This window comes from Haladaptatus sp. QDMS2 (genome assembly GCF_029338295.1).
GTDB lineage: Archaea > Halobacteriota > Halobacteria > Halobacteriales > Halococcaceae > QDMS2.
This window is the reverse complement of record NZ_CP119791.1, coordinates 812,794-830,647: the sequence shown is the minus strand read 5'-3', so window position 1 is coordinate 830,647 and position 17,854 is coordinate 812,794. Positions and strand designations below refer to the sequence as shown.

The window sequence follows — 17,854 nt, the reverse complement described above, 5'->3', positions numbered from 1 at the left end:
CCGGTTCGCGTGCGGTCTTTCGGTATGCACGTCACCGTACTCGGTGCAGGGACCATGGGCCACGGTATCGCGCAGGTGAGCGCGATGGCCGGCCACGACGTTTTTCTGCGAGACATCGACGAGAGCGTCCTGAGCGAGGGCGTCTCGGCTATCGAACGCAACCTCCAGGGCGGCGTCGAGCACGACAAACTCACCGCGGACGAGATGGACGCAGCACGCTCGCGCATCACGACGACGACGGACCTGAAGGAAGCGGCGGGCGACGCCGACCTCATCGTGGAGGCCGTCCCCGAGCGCCTCGACCTCAAACAGCAGGTGTTCGCGGATGTGGAGGCGGTCGCGCCCGACGACGCCATTCTCGCGACGAACACCTCCTCGCTGTCGGTGACGGCCATCGCGAGCGAACTTAGCGACCCACACCGGGCCGTCGGCATCCACTTTTTCAATCCGGTGCACATCATGGCGCTCGTGGAAGTCGTCCTCGCAGAGCAGACCGACGACGCCACGCGCGAGGTGGCCGTCGAGTTCGTCGAGGGCATCGCGAAGACGCCCATCGTCGTCACCGACTCGCCCGGTTTTGCCTCCTCTCGTCTCGGCGTCGCCATTGGCGTCGAAGCCATGCGAATGTACGAAGAGGGCGTCGCGAGCGCCGCCGACATCGACGCGGCGATGACGCTCGGTTACAACCACCCGATGGGACCGCTCGAACTGACCGACCTCGTGGGCCTGGACGTGCGACTCGACATCCTCGAATACCTGCGTGAGGAACTCGGTGAGCGATTCCGGCCGCCGCAGGTGCTCAAGCGGAAGGTCCGGGCCGGCCATCACGGGAAGAAATCAGGGCAGGGATTCTACCGGTGGGAGAACGGTGAGAACGTCGGCGAGGTGGAACGATGAGCGACCTCGAAGCCGTGGCAGCAGACTGCTCGCTCGTCCACCTCGACGTGGGAAGCGAGGTCGAACACGTCGCTACGGTCACCATCGACCGCCCGGACGCCCGAAACGCCCTGAACGCGCAGGTTCGAGAGGAGTTGAAGAAACTATTCAGCGCAATCGAGGAGGCAGACGAGGTTCGCGTCGTCGTGCTCACAGGCTCTGACGAGGCGAAGGCGTTCGTCGCCGGGGCGGACGTCGGCGAGTTGCGAGAACGCTCCGCGCTCGAACAGCGCACGGTGAGCCGTCGGCCCCGTGTGTACGAGTTGGTAGACGAACTCCCGAAGCCGGTCATCGCCCGCATCAACGGCCACGCGCTCGGCGGCGGCTGTGAACTTGCCCAGGCCTGCGACGTGCGCATCGCCTACGAGAAGGCGAAACTGGGGCAACCAGAGATTAATCTCGGCATCATCCCCGGCGGCGGCGGCACTCAGCGCCTGACTCGCCTCGTTGGGGAGGGCCACGCGATGCGCCTGATTCTCTCTGGCGAGCTGATTTCCGCTGCGGACGCGCAGGAAATCGGCCTCGTAGACGAGGTGTACGGCGACGACGAATTCGACGAGCGCGTCTACGACCTTGCGGGGAAGATGGCCGCGAAGAGTCCCGTGGCGCTCGAATTTGCGAAAGACGCCATCAAAGCAGCTTCGCGGATGAGCCTCGACCAAGGCATCGAGTACGAGGCCGAACTGTTCACGCAGTTGTTCGCCACGGAAGATAAACAGGAGGGCATGGACGCCTTCTTCGAGAAGCGCGACCCCGAGTGGACGGGCCGCTGATTACCCGGCGAGCGAGACGCCGATGAGCGTCCCGACGCCGAAGGTGAGCGCGGCCGCAGCAAGCCCGATGAGTACCTGACGGCCACCGGAATAGAGCAGGCTCCGACCGGTGAGAAGGGTGATTGCAGCACCGATGGCGAACAGTGCGACGGCGCTGAGTCCGAGGCTGGTGACGACGGCCGTGGTCCCGCTGAGGAACGCAAAGGGCGCGACGGGGACGATGGCTCCGAGCGCAAACAGCACGAACGAAGTGGCCGCCGCCTCCCACGCGGAACCCCCGAGTTCTTCGGGATTGATACCGAGTTCTTCACGAGCCAGCGTGTCGAGCGCCGTCTGCTCGTCAGAAACGAGTCGGTCCGCAAGGTGGCGGGCCTGTTCTTCCGGCAACCCTTTCGCTTGGTAGATGAGCGCGAGTTCTTCGGCTTCTTCGGCTGGAACCGTACGGAGTTCTTCGGCTTCGATGTCGATTTGACGCTGGTAGAGTTCGCGCGAACTCTGGACCGAGAGCCACTCGCCCATGGCCATCGAACCCGCCCCGGCGAGCAGTCCGGCGAGGCCAGTGATGAGGATGGCAGACCCGGAAAGTGCCGCACCCGCGACGCCCATCACGAGACTCAGATTCGAGACGAGGCCGTCGTTCGCCCCGAGAACGGCAGCCCGAAGGGCGTTCCCGCTCGCAGAGCGATGACGACCTTCCAGTCGGGCGAGCGTACTCCCTTCGACGCCCCCTGTCGCGTCGATGGTCCGGAGCAAAGTCGCGTGCGAGCGTTCGTCCGCAGGCAGGGTGGTTCCCGCGACTTCCGGTTGCCCGAGGTAGGAAGACCGTCCTGCATTCTCCGCGGCGGTGAGCGTCGGGAGAATCAGGTTCGGGCCGAATCGCCGGGCGAGCCAGCCGAGCGTTCGTGCCCGCCACGATGGGCGTTCCGGTGGAAGCGTTCCGCCTGCGGCCTCGGCCTTCTCGGCCCAGAAGGCCGCGTGTTCAGCTTCCGTTTCGGCGAGTCGTGCGTATACCTCCGCGAGTTGCGGTTGTGGTTCACTCGCGGCGATTGTTCGATAGAGTGACGCGCTGTCGATTTCATCCTGCCAGTTAGCAAGATACCGAGCTCTGTCAGCAGCGGTGACCATGACAGCATAAACGCTTGCAGACGGCTTAGCCCCGTAGGCTCGCCTCCTTACGGCGGTTCACCGACAAGTTCACCGAAGTATCCACCCTACTTCTTGCATGTACGACACGATTCTCGTCCCCACCGACGGGAGTGATGGGGCGGCTCTCGCCGAGAACCACGCGATCTCGCTCGCGCATGTGGTCGGTGCACACATTCACTTTCTCTACGTGGTCGATACGAGTCACTACGGTGAGGTACTCCTCCTCGACGACATCCAGGCAGGACTCGAACGCGAGGGGGCGAAGGTCATCGAGAAAGCCCGTGACGGAGGAACGAAGGCCGGAGTTGCCACAGCGGGGACCGTCGTCGTCGGCGTTCCGGACGACGAAATCGTGGACTACGCGACCGAACACGACGTGGACCTCGTCGTGATGGGAACACACGGACGTCGTGGAGTCAGCCGGTACTTTCTCGGGAGTACCGCAGAGCGCGTCGTTCGTATGTCACCGGTACCGGTGCTGACGATTCGAGAAGGACCAGCCTGAGTTAGAGGAGTCCCGCAATGGCCGCACCGATGGCGTAGGCCACGCCTGCGGCGAGCATCCCGACGACGAGCATTTCGAGACCGGCGCGAAGCCAGCCCAGCGACGTGACGAAGCTTCGACTCGCGCCGACGAAGAAGAAGACGAACGCAGTGACGAAAATCGAGATGGTGAACGCCGGTTCCATGCCGAACACGTAGGGTAGAAGCGGAGTCCACCCGATCGTCACGAACCCGAGGAAGGTGGCGAAGGCCGTCTTTCCAGGCGTTTTGTCGTCTGCGACCGGCGCTTCACCAATCGTCTCTCTGTAGGCGATGTCAGACCGACGGCTGAGAAAGTTGCTCATCCCCATCGAGAAGCCGTCTGCAAAGAGGTTGGCAACGCCGAGGATGATGACGATGGTCGGCGAGAGCGTGGCCCCGGCGACGCCAGCGACGACGGCGAACGTGGTGACGATGCCGTCGTTTGCGCCATAGACGAGTTCGGCGATGTATCGGCCCGAAGGCTCGATGTCGTCGCCGAGTAACTGGCCAATCATCGAAGCACTCTCTCGGAATTTTGGAGCGATTCCGCGCTGGTCACACCTACGTAGACGCTCGCAGAGTAATTGACTCAACCGCCTGTTTTCGGTACGGGACGCAGGCACACTTTTAGTTACCGCGTGGGACTGTCGGGTATGGACGACCGTGGAAACGGGTCACGAGACGGGGGGTCGACGCTCGCGGACCTCGCCCAGCAGTTCGACCGCCTCGAATCCACGGTCGACGAACAGGCGAAAGAACAGGTCCGCGAGGCGCGTGCCGTCGCGATGGAAGTCGGGCAGACCACCGCCTCCGTGTTCGGGAACACGATCAAGGGTTTCGACCGGGCGGACGCCGCGGAGGCGTTCGTCGGAGCCATCATCTTCGGCATCCCGATGTTCGTCGAAAGTGGCACGCTCGAAGCGGGAGCATTCATCTCGACGCACCCGTTGTATCTGGTTGCGACGGTGCTCATCGCCGTCGGCATCGTCATCGGCCTGCTCTACGTCGCGGACATTCAGGACGTGCGGATTACGAACCCTATCCTCGGAGTGTTCCCCCGGCGACTGGTCGGCGTCGTCGGCATCTCCTTTGGCGCGGCGGTGCTCATGATGAGCGCGTGGGGACGGGTTGGCTGGGCCGACCCGTGGCTCGCGTTCTGTCAGGTGAGCGTTGCGTTCGTGCCGATGGTCATCGGCGCTGCGCTCGGCGATATTCTGCCGGGCAGTTGAGTTCCCACCGCGTTTGATAACGGTTAAAAGCGGCGAGACGGAAGGAGGGGGTATGAGCGGGAGTCAACAAGTTTCTGCACGGAAGTGCGTTTCGTGCGGAATCAACATTTCCGGCACCAACGCCGCCGCATTCAAGTGTCCAGACTGCGGCCAGCAGATTTACCGCTGTGCGAAGTGCCGAAAGCAGAGTAACCTCTATGAGTGTCCTGACTGCGGATTCACGGGTCCATAATCATGGGAAAAGTAGCCGCCAAGATGAAGGTCATGCCGAGCAGCCCTGAAATCGATCTCGACGACCTCCAGGACCGCCTGGAGCAGGCCCTGCCCGAGGGCGCAAAGATCAACGGCTTCGAGCGCGACAACGTCGCGTTCGGCCTCATCGCACTCCTGCCAACCGTCATCGTCCCCGACGGTGCCGGCGGCACGGAAGCAGTCGAAGAAGCGTTCATCGAAGTCGACGGGGTCGAGTCCGTCTCCGTCGAGAACGTCGGCCGTATCTAACGCCGACGCGTCACTTCTTTCGGGACAGCGATCGAAGAGCGACGCGACTACTGGAGTTCGTCGCGTATTCGCTTGATTCGGCTCGTCCCTTCGTCCACGGTTCCGCCGTGGTAGCAGTGAGTGGTTGCCACGTCCAGCCGGGCGAGTTTCGCAACCGATTCTATCGCCCCGTCCATATCGGGCGTGAACTCCGGCTTTGGTCCCACGAGTCCGTCGCCCACGTTGAGCGCGTCGCCCGCGACGAGCGTCCGCGCTGTCGGGAAATAGAGCGAGCAGTGCCCCGGTGAGTGGCCGGGCGTGGCGACGACGCGCATCGGGCCGGCGTCGGTGCGGAACGTGACACCATCGACGAGTTCGATGTCGACCGACACCGGGTCAGGAACCCAGTTGCCCTTCACTGGGTCTTTCCGCCCCTCGATGTAGGGGGCTTCGTCGCGGTGGGCACAGACGAGCGCACGGCTTCGTTCGACGACCTGTGCGAGGCCAGCGATGTGGTCTGCGTCGTGGTGCGTGAGGAGGACAATGGCGATGTCTTCGACGGAATAATCGAACTCGCCAAGTTGGGCGTCGATATCACCGACCGCGTCAGGAACCGCCGCATCCACGAGAATGAGTCCGTGGTCAGTTTCGATTGCGACTGGATGAATCTGGATGTCTCGGTCACCAAACGGGACGGAGAGTGCGATGTCGTGAACCGCCGCAGGGAGCGACATACGGGCACTACGCGGGCGGTTGCCGTAAAGCTACAGCGCGGCGTCGAAGGCCTGCTGGAGGTCTGCTTTCAGGTCGTCTACGTGTTCGATGCCCACGCTGACGCGGATGAGGCTGTCCGTGAGGCCTGCTGCGAGGCGCTCTTCTTTCGGGATAGCGGCGTGGGTCATCGCTGCCGGCTGCTCGATGAGGCTCTCGACGCCGCCGAGACTCTCTGCGAGCGTGAATACGTCAGTCTCGCTCACGACAGTGCTGGCCTGTTCGAGCGTTCCGTCGAATTCGAACGAGAGCATCCCGCCGAAGTCGTCCATCTGTTCTGCGGCGAGGTCGTGTTGTGGGTGGGATTCGAGGCCGGGGTAGAACACCTCGGAGACGTTCTCGTGGTCGGCTAACCACTCGGCGAGTGCGCGGGCGTTCTCGCAGTGACGGTCCATGCGGACGGGAAGAGTTTTCGTCCCGCGAAGGACGAGGAAGCACCCGAACGGGCCGGGCGTCGCGCCGACGGAGTTCTGGTAGAAGCCGATTTCCTCGTCTAAGTCTGCGTCGTCCGTGACGAGCGCGCCGCCGATGACGTCGGAGTGGCCGCCGAGGTACTTCGTGAGCGAGTGGGCGACGATGTCCGCGCCGTGGTCGAGGGGGCGCTGGAGGTACGGCGTGGCGAAGGTGTTGTCCACCGTGCAGAGGGCGTCGTGTTCGTGGGCGATGTCCGCGAGCGCGCCGATGTCGTTTATGTTCATCAGCGGGTTGGTCGGCGTCTCGACCCAGACGAGTGCCGTCTCGTCGCGCATGGCATCGCGGACGGCGGATAAATCGGTCGTGTCCACGAAGTCGAACGAGAGGTCGTACTTCTCGTAGACCTGTGTGAAGATGCGGTGGGTGCCCCCGTAGACGTCGTTGCCCGCGACGACGTGGTCACCCGACTCGAGGAGGTTGAGCACGGTGTTGATGGCCCCCATCCCCGAGGAGAAACAGCGCCCGTGTGCGCCGTTTTCGAGCGCGGCGAGATTCGCTTCGAGGTCGGTGCGCGTCGGGTTGCCCGTCCGAGAGTACTCGTAGCCACGGTGCTCGCCGGGGCCGTCCTGGACGTACGTCGAGTTCGCGTGGATTGGCGTCATCAGCGCACCCGTCTCCTCGTCGGGTTCCTGGCCGGCGTGGATGGCGCGCGTCTCGATGTGCTCTGAGTCCATGGGCGAGACATAGGAGTCCTGCGGGTTACGTGTACCGTTCCGGCGTGCCACGTTCTGGAAGCGACCCAATTCAGTACGCTTAAGTTTGGGAACTATCTGGTGTAGGAGGGTTCAAACGATGGAAATCAGAACGGGACTTTCTTACGGCGACGTGCTCCTCGTGCCACAGCGGTCTGCGGTGGACAGTCGGAGCGATATCGACCTCTCGACAAATTTGACGCCGAATCTCGAACTCGACACGCCGCTCGTCAGCGCGGCGATGGACACAGTGACGGAAGCCGACCTGGCAATCGAACTCTCGCGGCTCGGTGGCATCGGCACCATCCACCGCTTTCTCACGATTGCCGAACAGGCCGCACAGGTCGAACGCGTGAAGGCAGCAGGCGAACGCGTTGCCGCCGCCGTCGGCATCAACGAAGATTACCGCGAACGCACGGAGGCGTGCCTCGAAGCGGGCGCAGACTGTATCATGATGGACGTCGCCCACGGCCACATGGAGGCATGTCTCGACGCCGCCGCCCGCATCGACTGGGAGTACGACGCCGAACTCGTCGTCGGGAACGTGGTCACCGCCGAAGCCGTCCAGGACCTCTACGAGGCTGGCGCAGACGGCGTGAAAGTCGGCGTCGGGCCGGGGTCACACTGCACGACCCGCGAGGTGGCAGGCGCGGGCAAACCGCAACTGACCGCTATCGACGACTGTGCCGACGTCGCCACGGAACTGGGCATTCCACTCTGCGCGGACGGCGGCGTCCGCACCTCGGGCGACGCAGCGAAGGCGCTCATGGCCGGGGCGGACACCGTCATGATGGGCAGTTTCTTCGCTGGAACTGACGAGGCACCGGGCGACATCGTCACCCACGGCGACCAGCGGTTCAAGCGAACCCGCGGGATGGCGAGTTCGGCGGCCGCGAACGCCCGAACGGACAAGGAGAGCAACCCATCGGCCGACGAGGGCGTAGACGGTCTGACGCCGTACAAAGGCTCCCTCGCGCCGCTCGTCTCCGAGTTCCTCGCGGGCGTGCGGTCCGGCGTGAGCTACTGCGGCGGACACACCATCGCCGAAGCCCGGGCAAACGCGGAGTTCATTCGCGTGGCAGCGAGCGCACAGGAGCGCGAGGGCGCACACGGCGTCGCACTCGACCTCGAACCGGCAGCAGAGGCTGCCCCGATACCCCCACTCCAGTAGTTCGATTCGACGGACTGGGAACGCACGTTTTATTAGTCCGACCGGATAAGATTGGCCCACGACTATGCCGAACTCCCACGGGCCCCTCAAAAACACCCGGAACAAGCTTTCGAACAAACCACGAGAGCGCGGTACTTCCCCGCCACAGCGTGCTGTCCAGCAGTTCGAGGCTGGCGAGAAGGTGCACCTGCACATCGACCCATCCGTCCCGGACGGCCGCTTCCACCCGCGGTTCAACGGTCACACCGGCGAGGTCCTCGAAGCACAGGGCCGCGCGTACAAAATCGCAATCACTGACGGTGGAAAGCGGAAGACCATCATCGCGAAGCCCGCTCACCTCCGCCGTCAGAAATGACGATATTCAAAGAAAAGCTCGACGAGGAGTATCTCACTATCTCCGAAGCGAAGGAACTCCTCGCCGAGATAGAGATGGAGCGCGCCGCGGACGAAGAGCGTGAGATGCGCTATGAACTCGCGCGTGCCATTGAGCACGTAAACCGCTTTGCGGTCCTCTCTGCCGAGGACGCGAACGAGCTCGTCGCCGAACTCCAGGACCTGGAGAAGGTCGAGGAGCCGACGGCGTACAAAATCGCGGACCTCCTGCCGCGCGACCGCGACGAACTGCGGGCCATCTACGCACAGGAGCGGTTCGCACTTTCGGGCGACGAACTCGACGAGATTCTCAACGTCGTCTCGAAATACGTCTGAGTGGCGACTATTTAAGTTCGCCACCGTCCTACGGTTTTGCATATGAGCGATACCGAGAGCGGTGAACCGACGACTGCCGTCATCTTGGACTACCTTCCACACGGCAAGAGTGGCGACGACCGACCACAGTACCAGAAACAGGCCGTCGCGTACGCACTCACCGAAGCAGGCTTCGAACTCCTCGAGTTGCTGCTCACCGAGGAGGCCGACCTGAACATCGGTGACCGCGTAACCGTAAAACCGAGAGACGACCAGGTCGAGACGGTTCGACGCGTCGAGTACGACGACCTGACGGGGGCGGGCCGGGCGGAACTCGAATACGTCGTCCGCGATATCGTGGACGCGAACGAACAGCGGTTCGTCGATTTCTACAACGACGCCCAACCCATCTCCCTGCGCCTCCACCAGTTGAACCTGCTGCCCGGCATCGGGAAGAAACTGCGCAACAACATCTTAGAACAGCGAAAGCGCGGCCCCTTCGAGAGCTTCGAGGAACTCGAAGAGCGCGTCAAAGGCCTGCACAAGCCAAAGGAAGTGCTCGTAGAGCGCATCTTAGAGGAACTCCACGACGACGACCTGAAGTACAAGGCGTTCGTCCGCCGGGAGAACTGAAGGCTTTAGATACGGGCGGCCTCCTACTCGCCACCAACCAATGACGAACCCAGATGGGAGCGAGACGACGCGTGACCCGACGAGCGGCCACCGACGAGCAGACGCACTCATCAAGCGGGCGGGGGTTCGCGCCGACACCAACCAGGACCAGCACTTTCTCGTAGACGACCGTGTGCTGGACCGCTTGCCGACCCACGCGACGGGCGCGGACATCGACCTCTCGCACGTTCTCGAAATCGGCCCCGGTGCGGGCGTGCTCACGGCCCGCCTGCTCGCGGTCGCAGACCGAGTCACCGCCGTCGAGCGCGACAAACGGTTCGCCGAGTTCCTGCGCCGTGAGTTCGCAGAAGAAATCGACGCGGGAAGGCTCACCCTCATCGAAGGCGACGCCCTCGACGTGGACCTGCCCGACGACGTGACGGCCTCCATCTCGAACCTGCCGTACAGCGTTTCCAGTGAGATTTCCTTCCGCCTGCTTCCCCGCGAGATTCCACTCATCTTGATGTTCCAAAAGGAGTTCGCAGAGCGAATGGCCGCGGCCCCCGCCACCGACGAGTACGGTCGTCTCTCGGTGACGGCAGGCCACTACGCCGACATCGACGTCGTCGAAACGGTCCCGAAGTCGGCGTTCTCGCCGCCGCCACAGGTCGAGAGTGCCATCGTCCGGGCGATGCCCCGAAAACCGGAGTACGAAGTGCCCGACGACGAGTTCTTCCTGAACTTCGTGACCGCGGTGTTCACCCAGCGACGCAAAACGATGCGCAACGCGGTGCGGAACACGGCGCACATCTCACACCTCGGTGACCCGAAGGCCGTCGTCGCGGCGGCCGACGAGGACCTGATGAGTATGCGCGCAGGGAAGGTGACGCCTGCGCAGTTCGCCGAACTGGCGACGCTGGCCTACGAGGTGGGCGACCCCGACGTATGAGTTTTCACGCTGAATTTCTCGCGTGGCTCGAATCGCTGTTCTTGACTCCCGAGTCGCAAATCGTCGGAACGGTCGTCGTCGCCGTCGGACTCGCCATTGCGCTCCTAGGGCTCAATGCCTCCGGAGCGGTGCTGAAAGACTACATCAACAGTTGGCTGGTCGAAGTCTCACAGATTGCAATCGGCGGAGCATTGATTACGGGAGCAGTGTTGCTTCTCGTCGTCATCTGGGGTGCAGCATCGCAGGTCCTCTCTGCACTCTCGTTTCTCGCGCTCACACCAGCGCAAGTCGTCCTCGTGTTGTTCACCTTCGTGTTGTTCATGACCGCAGTCGCACTCATGCGGGCGGTCAAGCACACCGTCGACCGATTCGTCGAGAAACACGACGAGGTGACAGACCACCAGCGCCAGATGACCAACCGCATCGCGCAGGTCACGATTTTCGCGCTCGCCTCGCTCATCGCGCTCAATCTCTGGGGCGTGGACCTCGGGAACCTCCTGCTCGGCGCTGGATTCCTCGGCCTCGTGCTCGGGCTCGCTGCCCGCCAGACGCTCGGGTCCGCGCTCGCGGGCTTCGTCCTGTTGTTCTCCCGTCCGTTCGAGGTGCGCGACTGGGTGGAAATCGGCGAAAACGAGGGCATCGTCACCGACATCACCCTCGTCAACACGCGCATTCGCACCTTCGACGACGAGTACCTCATCATCCCGAACGACCAGGTGACGGGCGACGAAATCGTGAACAAGTCACGACGGGGTCGCCTCCGCGTCACCGTCGATGTCGGCGTCGATTACGAGACGGACGTAGACCGCGCCGTCGAAGTCGCCGGACAGGCGATGAACGGGCTGGACGAGATTCGTTCAGTTCCGAGTTCCCACGCCGTGTTAAAGGAGTTCGGCGACTCGGCGGTCGTCCTCGAACTGCGCTTCTGGATCGACGACCCGACCGCCCGCAAGAAGTGGAAGGCCCAGACGGCCGTCATCAGCGCGGTGAAAACCACCTTCGACGAGGATGGCATCAAGATCCCGTTCCCACAGCGCGAACTCACGGGCCGCCCGGAATCCGAAGGCCTTCGGGTTCGCGGGGAACAGCGCGCAGCAAGTGCTCGGCAGGAATCGCAGGCCGGAGTCGCGGCGAACAGCAGCGGCGAGTCAGCCGACGACCACGAGGCTACGGATGACGATGGCGATGGGAATGAAGAAGATGACGACGACAAGACCGTCGCCGACATCATCGAGGAGACGACGGAGGACGACGAGTCGTCGGAGGGCGGAGAACCGCCAGAAGACGAAGCGTCAACAGAAACCGAAAAGCAGGCCGCAGACGGGGAGGCAACGGAATGAAAGACCTCGCCGACCGTCGTGGCGTGGAGACCGAGGTGTATCAGCCAGCGGAGGATTCGCGGCTACTCGCGGAAGCCGCCGTCTCGCACGTCACGCCCGACGATCGCGTGCTCGAAGTCGGAACCGGGTCTGGATACGTCGCGGCGACCGTCGCACAAGAGACCGGCGCGCGAGTCGTCGGCTGTGACGTGAACCCCCACGCCTGTGTCCAGGCTCGCGAACGGGGCGTCGAAGCCGTCCGAACGAACCTGACCGACGGGTTTCGCGACGGGAGTTTCGACGTGGTGCTGTTCAACCCGCCGTACCTGCCAACCGAACCGGCCGAAGAGTGGGACGACTGGATGGAAGTCGCGCTCTCTGGCGGCGAGGACGGCCGTGCAGTCATCGAGCCGTTCCTCGATTCGGTGGGGCGCGTCCTTGCCCCCGATGGCGACGTGCTGTTGCTCGTGAGCACGCTCACCAACCTCGAAGCGGTGCGCGAGCGGGCAGCCCACGCAGGATTCGACGCAGAGACGATTCTCGAAGAATCCTACCCCTTCGAGCGGTTGACCATCGAGCGACTCTTCCAGGAGTAATTACTCGAAGTAATTTGTCGAAGTAGTAAATATTAAACAGCAGCATATCGTTTGCACAGGTGAATGACAGAGTTCGTCGCGACAACGCCGGGATTGTTCCCGCTGCCCGACTGGGCAAAGGATGAGCTTTCGGACCTGAAAGGCCACCAGAAAGAGGACCTGGTCTCCGGGAACGAAGGCCCCGAAATAGAGAGTGTCACCGACCGTGCACGTACCGCCGTCATCGAGGACCAGCAGAACGCCGGTCTCAACCGTATCGTCGAGGGCCAACTTCGGTGGGACGACATGCTCGCCCACCCCCTCGCCGTCCACGAGAACGTAGAGACGAAGGGCATCGTTCGGTACTACGACAACAACAACTTCTACCGTGACCCGGTCGTCACGGGTGACCTCACTTTCAGCGGCGACGTGGCCGCAGAACTGGAGAAGACCGCCTCCCAGACCGACGCCTTGCAGGCGGTACTTCCCGGCCCATACTCTCTCGCCGACCTCGCCTCGAATCAGTATTACGAAGACGATGCAGCGTTCCTCGACGCCATCGGGGAGTTCCTTGCCGGGGAAATCGAAGCGTTTCCCGCGACGGAGACGCTCTACCTGCTCGAACCGTCGCTCGTCACGAACCCGCCCGAAGACGGCGCAGACGAGCACGCGAGCGAGGTCATCGACGCGGTGGCCGCGGCGACGGACACCGATGTCGTAGTTCACACCCACTACGGCTCACTCACGGAGAAGGTCCACGCCCACCTGCTCGACGCGGACATCGACGCCGTCGGCTACGACTTCGTCTCGAACCACGAGGAGAACCTCTACAACATCAACGAGTACGGCACCAAGAAATCCATCTCGCTCGGCGTCACCAACGGGCAGAACACGCTCGTCGAAACGCCTGAGAAAATCAACGAACGCGTAGACTGGGTGCTCGACAACACCCCCGTCGCGTCGTTTGACACCGTATACATGACCCCCAACACAGAACTGTTCTACCTGCCGGTGAACAAATATCAGGAGAAACTCGCCGCGCTCGGTGACGCCGCTGCGCTGCGCAAAGAGGTGACCACCGCATGACTCGCGACCAGTTCCGCCGCCCGGACCACCCGAACGAGCACTTCATCCTGACGACGGTCGTCGGCAGCTATCCGAAGCCAAAGTGGCTGGACCGCGTCCGCGCGCTCTACAACGACGAGAACGCGGACTTCGACGACGACGACTGGGAGGAGGCGACTAACGACGCTTCCCGTCTCATCACCCGCGAACACGAACGCGCCGGCATCGACGTGGTCGTAGACGGCGAGATGCGCCGCACCGAGATGGTCGAGTACTTCGCCCACCGCATCGACGGCTACGAGTTCAACGGCCCCGTCAAGGTGTGGGGACACAACTACTTCGACAAGCCGAGCGTCGTCTCCAAAGTCGAGTACGACGAGACGTGGCTCGTAGACGAGTACAAGTACACCGCGAGCGTCGCAGAGCGCCCGGTCAAGGTGCCGATTACCGGCCCGTACACGCTCGCCAACTGGTCGTTCAACGAGGCCTACGACGACGAAGAAGCCCTCTCCTACGACCTCGCTGACCTCGTAAACGAGGAGATTCAGAAGCTGGTCGAAGCGGGCGCGAAGTACATCCAGATAGACGAACCCGCCCTCGCGACGACGCCGGACGACCACGCCATCGTCGGCGAGTGTCTCTCGCGCATCGTCAAGGACATCCCCGAAAACGTGCGCATCGGCCTGCACGTCTGTTACGGCGACTACTCGCGCATCTACCCGGAGATTCTCGAGTACCCAGTCGACGAGTTCGACCTCGAACTCGCAAACGGCGACTACGACCAACTGGACGTGTTCAAGGCCCACGAGTTCACGAAGGACCTCGCACTCGGCGTCACGGACGCCCACGTCGCGAAGGTCGAGAGCGTCGAACAGATAAAGGAGAACATTCTGAAGGGCCTCGAAGTCGTGCCCCCAGAACAACTCGTCGTCAGCCCCGACTGCGGGCTGAAGCTGCTTCCACGCGAGGTTGCCTACGGCAAAATGGCCAACATGGTGCAGGCAGCCCGCGAAATCGAGGCCGAACTCGACGCAGGCGAACTCGAACTCGACTGGGCACCGGTCAAGGCCGACTGAGCCGACCGAAGAGCTATTTTTGCGCCGGTTTCGTCGCTTTGAGCGAGAAGGTAAACGGCAGGTTCGTTTCGAGACCCGGCACGTACCACCAGCCATCGTCGGCCTGTTCCATCGTCGGAAACATCTGGAACGTGGCGAAGGGGTGTTCGTGGACGAATTCGATGTCCAGACCCGCGTCGAGCAGCGCCGTCAAGATGTCGCTCATGCTGTGGAACCACTCGTAGGTCGTCGCGTGGTCGAACTCGGCGTCCGGGTCTGCGTAGGAGCCGTCCTCGTCGAAGCGCAGTGGGTCTTCCTCGTGGAAGTACGGAAACTCGAAGGTCGCGTTACCCGCTGCGTCGAGCGACGCCAGCGAGCCGGTGTAGGGATGAATTTCGGCGATGTAGAACGTCCCGCCGGGGGCGAGGAAATGCGCGACGACGGCGGCCCACCCCTCGATGTCTGGAAGCCAGTACAGCACCCCGTAGGAGGTGAACACGATGTCAAACTGGTCGTCGAGATGCGCTGGGAGGTCGTAGATATTCGCGGCGATGAATCTCGCATCGAGTCCCGTCTCGTCTCTGAGTTCTCTCGCTTTCTCGATAGCGGTTTCCGAAAAGTCCACGCCGGTGACCGTGGCCCCCTCGCGCGCCCAGGAGAGCGTGTCGAGTCCAAAGTGACACTGGAGGTGAAGCAGTGATTTCCCCGCGACGTCACCGAGCTCCTCGCGTTCGAGTGGTTTGAGCGTCGACGCTCCGGCGAGGAATCCATCGACGTCGTAAAAATCCGTCCCGGGATGCAACGCAGCGCGTTCCTCCCAATTTTGACGGTTCGCTTCCTGAAATTCGTCCATGAGATGGACCAGTTCAGGAACGAGGATAGCAATTATGTTTACGTTACCATGACCGACACAGAATAGTTCCTTGCCCGGACGGTGCCTCTTTTGCAACTCGTCCACCCCTTGTGGCTCCCCCCGAAACCACCCGATTTCCGTTGTGCACACGCGTCCCCCCGAACGGTGTGCGAGCCCCCAATTTGTTGGTCCCCCTGGACCAGTTTGCATTTCCCCCGAAACGCGTTTGTTCGTCGCCAGTCCCCCCGAACCGGTCGAACATTCTCCCACTTGTTGGCTCCCCCGAGCCATCCCCCAAGTTGGTTTTTGGTCCCCCCGGACCAGTGTACAATTCAACCTCGTGTCACCGTTTCGCGACTCCAGTCACGTTCGGCTCAGCGGGTCGATTCCCGCCTTGCGCCCCCAACAGGACACAAGCAATAAATTACCCGCTGAGAGCATAAATGTACCCATTCCGAAAATTCTCAATAAAAATGATAAATCCCCCACGATAGTCTGAGAAAACAGAATCAGTGAACGATGTTAGGACAGAGTTATTATTTACAAATTTAATTTGTAATATTTATGTGGTGATTCTGAGAATACTCGGAGAGTATCATGGCACTCCCTCAAGAATACATAATCTCCGCGAAGAAGGGGTGAAAGAAAGTCCAAGGTCGGTCCGTCATCACTGCTCGTCGGAGAGTTCGGGTCGAGCGTTGCCCGGTGGCGAGTCCAGCTTGGTTGGAGCGTGCTCCTCCTTCCCGGTCGCATAGAAATAGAGCGTCTCGCCGTCGAGGACGCCGTAGAGGTCGCTCTCGCGGTCGTACACGACGCGCTTTCCCGAATCGATGCAGACGGTCCGCGATGGAGTCCATCTCGACGTGACGGCTGCCGAGGTCTGCGATGAGACTGCCGTAGGAAATCCATTCGGCGTATCGCGAGCGGTGGAGGCCGTCGGTGAGAACCTGTGGGTCCGGTAATTCTCGAAGATAGGAATTTCCTACCGAAATTGAACGATTCGGTCAGTCCTGTTTGCACGCGATACAGCCGTCGCTTACGCGTGGTGTAGAAAGTGAAGTGAAATCGAACTGGCTTACTCGTACAGCCAGCCTTCGTTGATGCGCTCGTAGTCGACGAGTTCGTCCTCGTCGAAGAAGAGCGCGATTTCGCGTTCGTTCGCGCCCTCGTCCTCGTGGTCCGAGCCGTGGATGACGTTGCGGCCGAGGTCGAGGCCGAAGTCACCGCGGATGGTGCCCGGGGCGGAGTCTGCGGGGTCCGTCTCGCCCATCATGCCGCGGACCTGACGCGTCGCGTCCTGTCCTTCCCAGACCATCGCGAAGACCGGTCCGGAGGTGATGAAGTCGACGAGGCCCTCGAAGAAGGGCTTGCCCTCGTGCTCGCCGTAGTGTTCGTGGGCGAGCTCCTGGTCGATTTGCATGAACTTGCCGCCGACCATCTTCAGGCCGCGGTCCTCGAAGCGGGAGACGATGTCGCCGATGAGGCCACGCTGGACGCCGTCCGGCTTGACCATCACGAAGGTGCGCTCGTGGTCGCTCATTCTTCGGTCTCCTCGTCGTCCTCGGCCTCGGCAGATTCGAGGTCAGGCGCAGCGTCTGCGTTCTCCGCTTCTTCCTCTTCTGCTGCTGCCTCGGCGGCAGCTGCGGCTTCGGCGTCTGCCTTCTCGGCTGCGCGTTTGTTCGTGCCACCGACGCGGCGGCCTTCTTCGGTCCAGCGCAGGTTGCGGGACTCGCGGCCGAGTTCGGCATTCTTCTCGCACTTCGACGAGCAGTAGTTTACGGTACGTCCGTCAGTGAAGACGAACATCGTGCCCGTCCCGGGCTCAATGTCGTCGCCACAGTAGTCACAGTCTCGTGTGCGAACCATTATTGGCCTCCAATGGAGTCTGCCTCACGAGCCGTTTCGCGCAGCTGCAGGATGTCGCCCTCTCGGACTGGTCCAAGCACGTTTCGCGTGATGATGCGACCCGTGTTGGAGCCCTGCTGGATGCGGCACTTGACCTGCATCGCCTCGCCGTGCATCCCGGTCTTGCCGACGACCTCGATGACTTCGGCGGGAGTGGCTCCGTCAGTGTTCTCTTCAGCACTCATCAACAGTCACCTCAGCGGAGGTCCTCGAGTTTGCCGGCGATGTCCTCGACTTGGTCGGATGCCTCACCGGCGTCGGTGATGGCGGCAGCCGCGCTGCCAACCTCGAGACCGGCGGCGTGTCCGACGTCGTCTTGGGTCTCGACGAAGAGGTACGGAATGCCCTTTTCGTCTGCGAGCTCTGGGAGATGCATGACGATCTCCTCAGGCTGGACGTCTTCTGCGATGAAGACGAGTTGCGCGTTGCCGCGCTCGACGGCTTTCGTGGTTTCGTTTGTTCCTTTCTTTACAGCTCCCGTGTCCCGCGCGACTTCGAGCGCCTCAAGGGCAGACTCTTGAAGGTCGGCGGGTACATCGAAATCGACGTACACTGGCATGATATGTTCACCTCCTGTGCGTGGGCTCGCGCTCCCCTGCCGTAAGGGTCCTAGATGGCTAGGAGCATCATCAACCCC

General features: G+C 62.4%; 25 protein-coding genes. 15 read left to right on the top strand and 10 right to left on the bottom strand.

All coding sequences use genetic code 11. From position 1 onward, the window contains the following. Positions 1–24: 24 nt before the first annotated feature. Both P1M51_RS04580 and P1M51_RS04575 read left to right on the top strand, forming a co-directional pair. Positions 25–897, top strand: a complete 873-nt coding sequence (locus P1M51_RS04580) for a 3-hydroxyacyl-CoA dehydrogenase family protein (RefSeq protein WP_276274839.1) — start codon at positions 25–27, stop codon at positions 895–897. Next, positions 894–1,709: an enoyl-CoA hydratase/isomerase family protein gene (locus P1M51_RS04575; protein WP_276247008.1), complete on the top strand. Its 816-nt coding sequence runs from the start codon at positions 894–896 to the stop codon at positions 1,707–1,709. The genes P1M51_RS04580 and P1M51_RS04575 overlap by 4 nt, the downstream gene beginning before the upstream one ends. On the opposite strand, the gene P1M51_RS04570 is transcribed toward P1M51_RS04575, so the two are convergent. Further along, complete coding sequence (locus P1M51_RS04570) at positions 1,710–2,834, bottom strand: VIT1/CCC1 family protein (protein WP_276247007.1); 1,125 nt, start codon at positions 2,832–2,834, stop codon at positions 1,710–1,712. 97 nt (positions 2,835–2,931) lie between these two features. On the opposite strand from P1M51_RS04570, the gene P1M51_RS04565 reads away from it, so the two are divergent. After that, positions 2,932–3,360 carry a universal stress protein gene (locus P1M51_RS04565; protein WP_276274838.1) on the top strand — a complete coding sequence of 143 codons (429 nt, stop codon included), beginning with the start codon at positions 2,932–2,934 and terminating at the stop codon, positions 3,358–3,360. A gap of 1 nt (position 3,361) precedes the next feature. On the opposite strand, the gene P1M51_RS04560 is transcribed toward P1M51_RS04565, so the two are convergent. Beyond that, entirely contained in the window at positions 3,362–3,895 is a 534-nt protein-coding gene (locus tag P1M51_RS04560; RefSeq protein WP_276274837.1) for a VIT1/CCC1 transporter family protein, read from the bottom strand. A gap of 138 nt (positions 3,896–4,033) precedes the next feature. Here P1M51_RS04560 and P1M51_RS04555 point away from each other — a divergent pair, with 138 nt between their 5' ends. From P1M51_RS04555 to P1M51_RS04545, 3 genes are read left to right on the top strand one after another with little or no spacing between them, the layout of a single operon-like run. Beyond that, complete coding sequence (locus P1M51_RS04555; protein ID WP_276247004.1) at positions 4,034–4,609, top strand: DUF2391 domain-containing protein; 576 nt, start codon at positions 4,034–4,036, stop codon at positions 4,607–4,609. Positions 4,610–4,661: 52 nt separating this feature from the next. Further along, the gene (locus P1M51_RS04550) at positions 4,662–4,841 is read left to right on the top strand and encodes an HVO_2753 family zinc finger protein (RefSeq protein ID WP_276247003.1); all 180 of its coding nucleotides are present in this window, start codon (positions 4,662–4,664) and stop codon (positions 4,839–4,841) included. A 2-nt stretch (positions 4,842–4,843) separates the two neighbouring features. Then, a complete protein-coding gene (locus P1M51_RS04545; RefSeq protein WP_276247002.1) occupies positions 4,844–5,110 on the top strand; it encodes an elongation factor 1-beta in 267 nt (88 codons plus the stop codon). Positions 5,111–5,157: 47 nt separating this feature from the next. Here the strand turns inward: P1M51_RS04545 and P1M51_RS04540 are convergent, their stop codons facing one another. Both P1M51_RS04540 and P1M51_RS04535 read right to left on the bottom strand, forming a co-directional pair. Continuing rightward, positions 5,158–5,823: an MBL fold metallo-hydrolase gene (locus P1M51_RS04540; RefSeq protein ID WP_276274836.1), complete on the bottom strand. Its 666-nt coding sequence runs from the start codon at positions 5,821–5,823 to the stop codon at positions 5,158–5,160. Between the two features lie 30 nt (positions 5,824–5,853). Next, complete coding sequence (locus P1M51_RS04535; protein ID WP_276274835.1) at positions 5,854–7,008, bottom strand: cystathionine gamma-synthase; 1,155 nt, start codon at positions 7,006–7,008, stop codon at positions 5,854–5,856. 118 nt (positions 7,009–7,126) lie between these two features. On the opposite strand from P1M51_RS04535, the gene P1M51_RS04530 reads away from it, so the two are divergent. The 9 genes from P1M51_RS04530 (at position 7,127) to P1M51_RS04490 (ending at position 14,480) form a co-directional block, all read left to right on the top strand. Further along, complete coding sequence (locus tag P1M51_RS04530) at positions 7,127–8,197, top strand: guanosine monophosphate reductase (RefSeq protein WP_276274834.1); 1,071 nt, start codon at positions 7,127–7,129, stop codon at positions 8,195–8,197. Positions 8,198–8,261: 64 nt separating this feature from the next. Continuing rightward, positions 8,262–8,552, top strand: a complete 291-nt coding sequence (locus tag P1M51_RS04525; protein ID WP_276246998.1) for a 50S ribosomal protein L21e — start codon at positions 8,262–8,264, stop codon at positions 8,550–8,552. Next, entirely contained in the window at positions 8,549–8,905 is a 357-nt protein-coding gene (locus P1M51_RS04520; protein ID WP_276246997.1) for an RNA polymerase Rpb4 family protein, read from the top strand. The genes P1M51_RS04525 and P1M51_RS04520 overlap by 4 nt, the downstream gene beginning before the upstream one ends. Before the next feature lie 42 nt (positions 8,906–8,947). Next, positions 8,948–9,517: a DUF655 domain-containing protein gene (locus tag P1M51_RS04515; protein ID WP_276246996.1), complete on the top strand. Its 570-nt coding sequence runs from the start codon at positions 8,948–8,950 to the stop codon at positions 9,515–9,517. A 40-nt stretch (positions 9,518–9,557) separates the two neighbouring features. Next, positions 9,558–10,445 carry a 16S ribosomal RNA methyltransferase A gene (locus P1M51_RS04510; RefSeq protein WP_276246995.1) on the top strand — a complete coding sequence of 296 codons (888 nt, stop codon included), beginning with the start codon at positions 9,558–9,560 and terminating at the stop codon, positions 10,443–10,445. After that, positions 10,442–11,785: a mechanosensitive ion channel family protein gene (locus tag P1M51_RS04505; protein WP_276246994.1), complete on the top strand. Its 1,344-nt coding sequence runs from the start codon at positions 10,442–10,444 to the stop codon at positions 11,783–11,785. Before P1M51_RS04510 ends, P1M51_RS04505 begins: the two co-directional genes overlap by 4 nt. Next, positions 11,782–12,360 (top strand): HemK2/MTQ2 family protein methyltransferase, encoded by a 579-nt coding sequence (locus tag P1M51_RS04500; RefSeq protein ID WP_276246993.1) that lies wholly within the window; start codon positions 11,782–11,784, stop codon positions 12,358–12,360. The genes P1M51_RS04505 and P1M51_RS04500 overlap by 4 nt, the downstream gene beginning before the upstream one ends. A 63-nt stretch (positions 12,361–12,423) precedes the next feature. After that, positions 12,424–13,425, top strand: a complete 1,002-nt coding sequence (locus P1M51_RS04495; RefSeq protein ID WP_276246992.1) for a 5-methyltetrahydropteroyltriglutamate--homocysteine methyltransferase — start codon at positions 12,424–12,426, stop codon at positions 13,423–13,425. After that, on the top strand, positions 13,422–14,480 hold the full coding sequence (locus P1M51_RS04490) for a methionine synthase (protein ID WP_276246991.1): 1,059 nt from the start codon (positions 13,422–13,424) through the stop codon (positions 14,478–14,480). Before P1M51_RS04495 ends, P1M51_RS04490 begins: the two co-directional genes overlap by 4 nt. A gap of 13 nt (positions 14,481–14,493) precedes the next feature. On the opposite strand, the gene P1M51_RS04485 is transcribed toward P1M51_RS04490, so the two are convergent. From P1M51_RS04485 to rpl7ae, 6 genes are all read right to left on the bottom strand, one after another. Continuing rightward, positions 14,494–15,312, bottom strand: a complete 819-nt coding sequence (locus tag P1M51_RS04485) for a bifunctional 2-polyprenyl-6-hydroxyphenol methylase/3-demethylubiquinol 3-O-methyltransferase UbiG (RefSeq protein ID WP_276246990.1) — start codon at positions 15,310–15,312, stop codon at positions 14,494–14,496. A 667-nt stretch (positions 15,313–15,979) separates the two neighbouring features. After that, entirely contained in the window at positions 15,980–16,123 is a 144-nt protein-coding gene (locus P1M51_RS04480; protein ID WP_276246989.1) for a hypothetical protein, read from the bottom strand. A 264-nt stretch (positions 16,124–16,387) separates the two neighbouring features. Then, complete coding sequence (gene ndk / locus P1M51_RS04475; protein ID WP_276246988.1) at positions 16,388–16,852, bottom strand: nucleoside-diphosphate kinase; 465 nt, start codon at positions 16,850–16,852, stop codon at positions 16,388–16,390. After that, a complete protein-coding gene (locus tag P1M51_RS04470; protein ID WP_276246987.1) occupies positions 16,849–17,178 on the bottom strand; it encodes a 50S ribosomal protein L24e in 330 nt (109 codons plus the stop codon). The genes ndk and P1M51_RS04470 overlap by 4 nt, the downstream gene beginning before the upstream one ends. After that, positions 17,178–17,402, bottom strand: coding sequence for a 30S ribosomal protein S28e (locus P1M51_RS04465; protein WP_276246986.1), 225 nt, complete (start codon positions 17,400–17,402; stop codon positions 17,178–17,180). The genes P1M51_RS04470 and P1M51_RS04465 overlap by 1 nt, the downstream gene beginning before the upstream one ends. A gap of 11 nt (positions 17,403–17,413) precedes the next feature. Beyond that, positions 17,414–17,776 carry a 50S ribosomal protein L7Ae gene (rpl7ae, locus tag P1M51_RS04460; protein ID WP_276246985.1) on the bottom strand — a complete coding sequence of 121 codons (363 nt, stop codon included), beginning with the start codon at positions 17,774–17,776 and terminating at the stop codon, positions 17,414–17,416. Positions 17,777–17,854 lie beyond the last annotated feature (78 nt).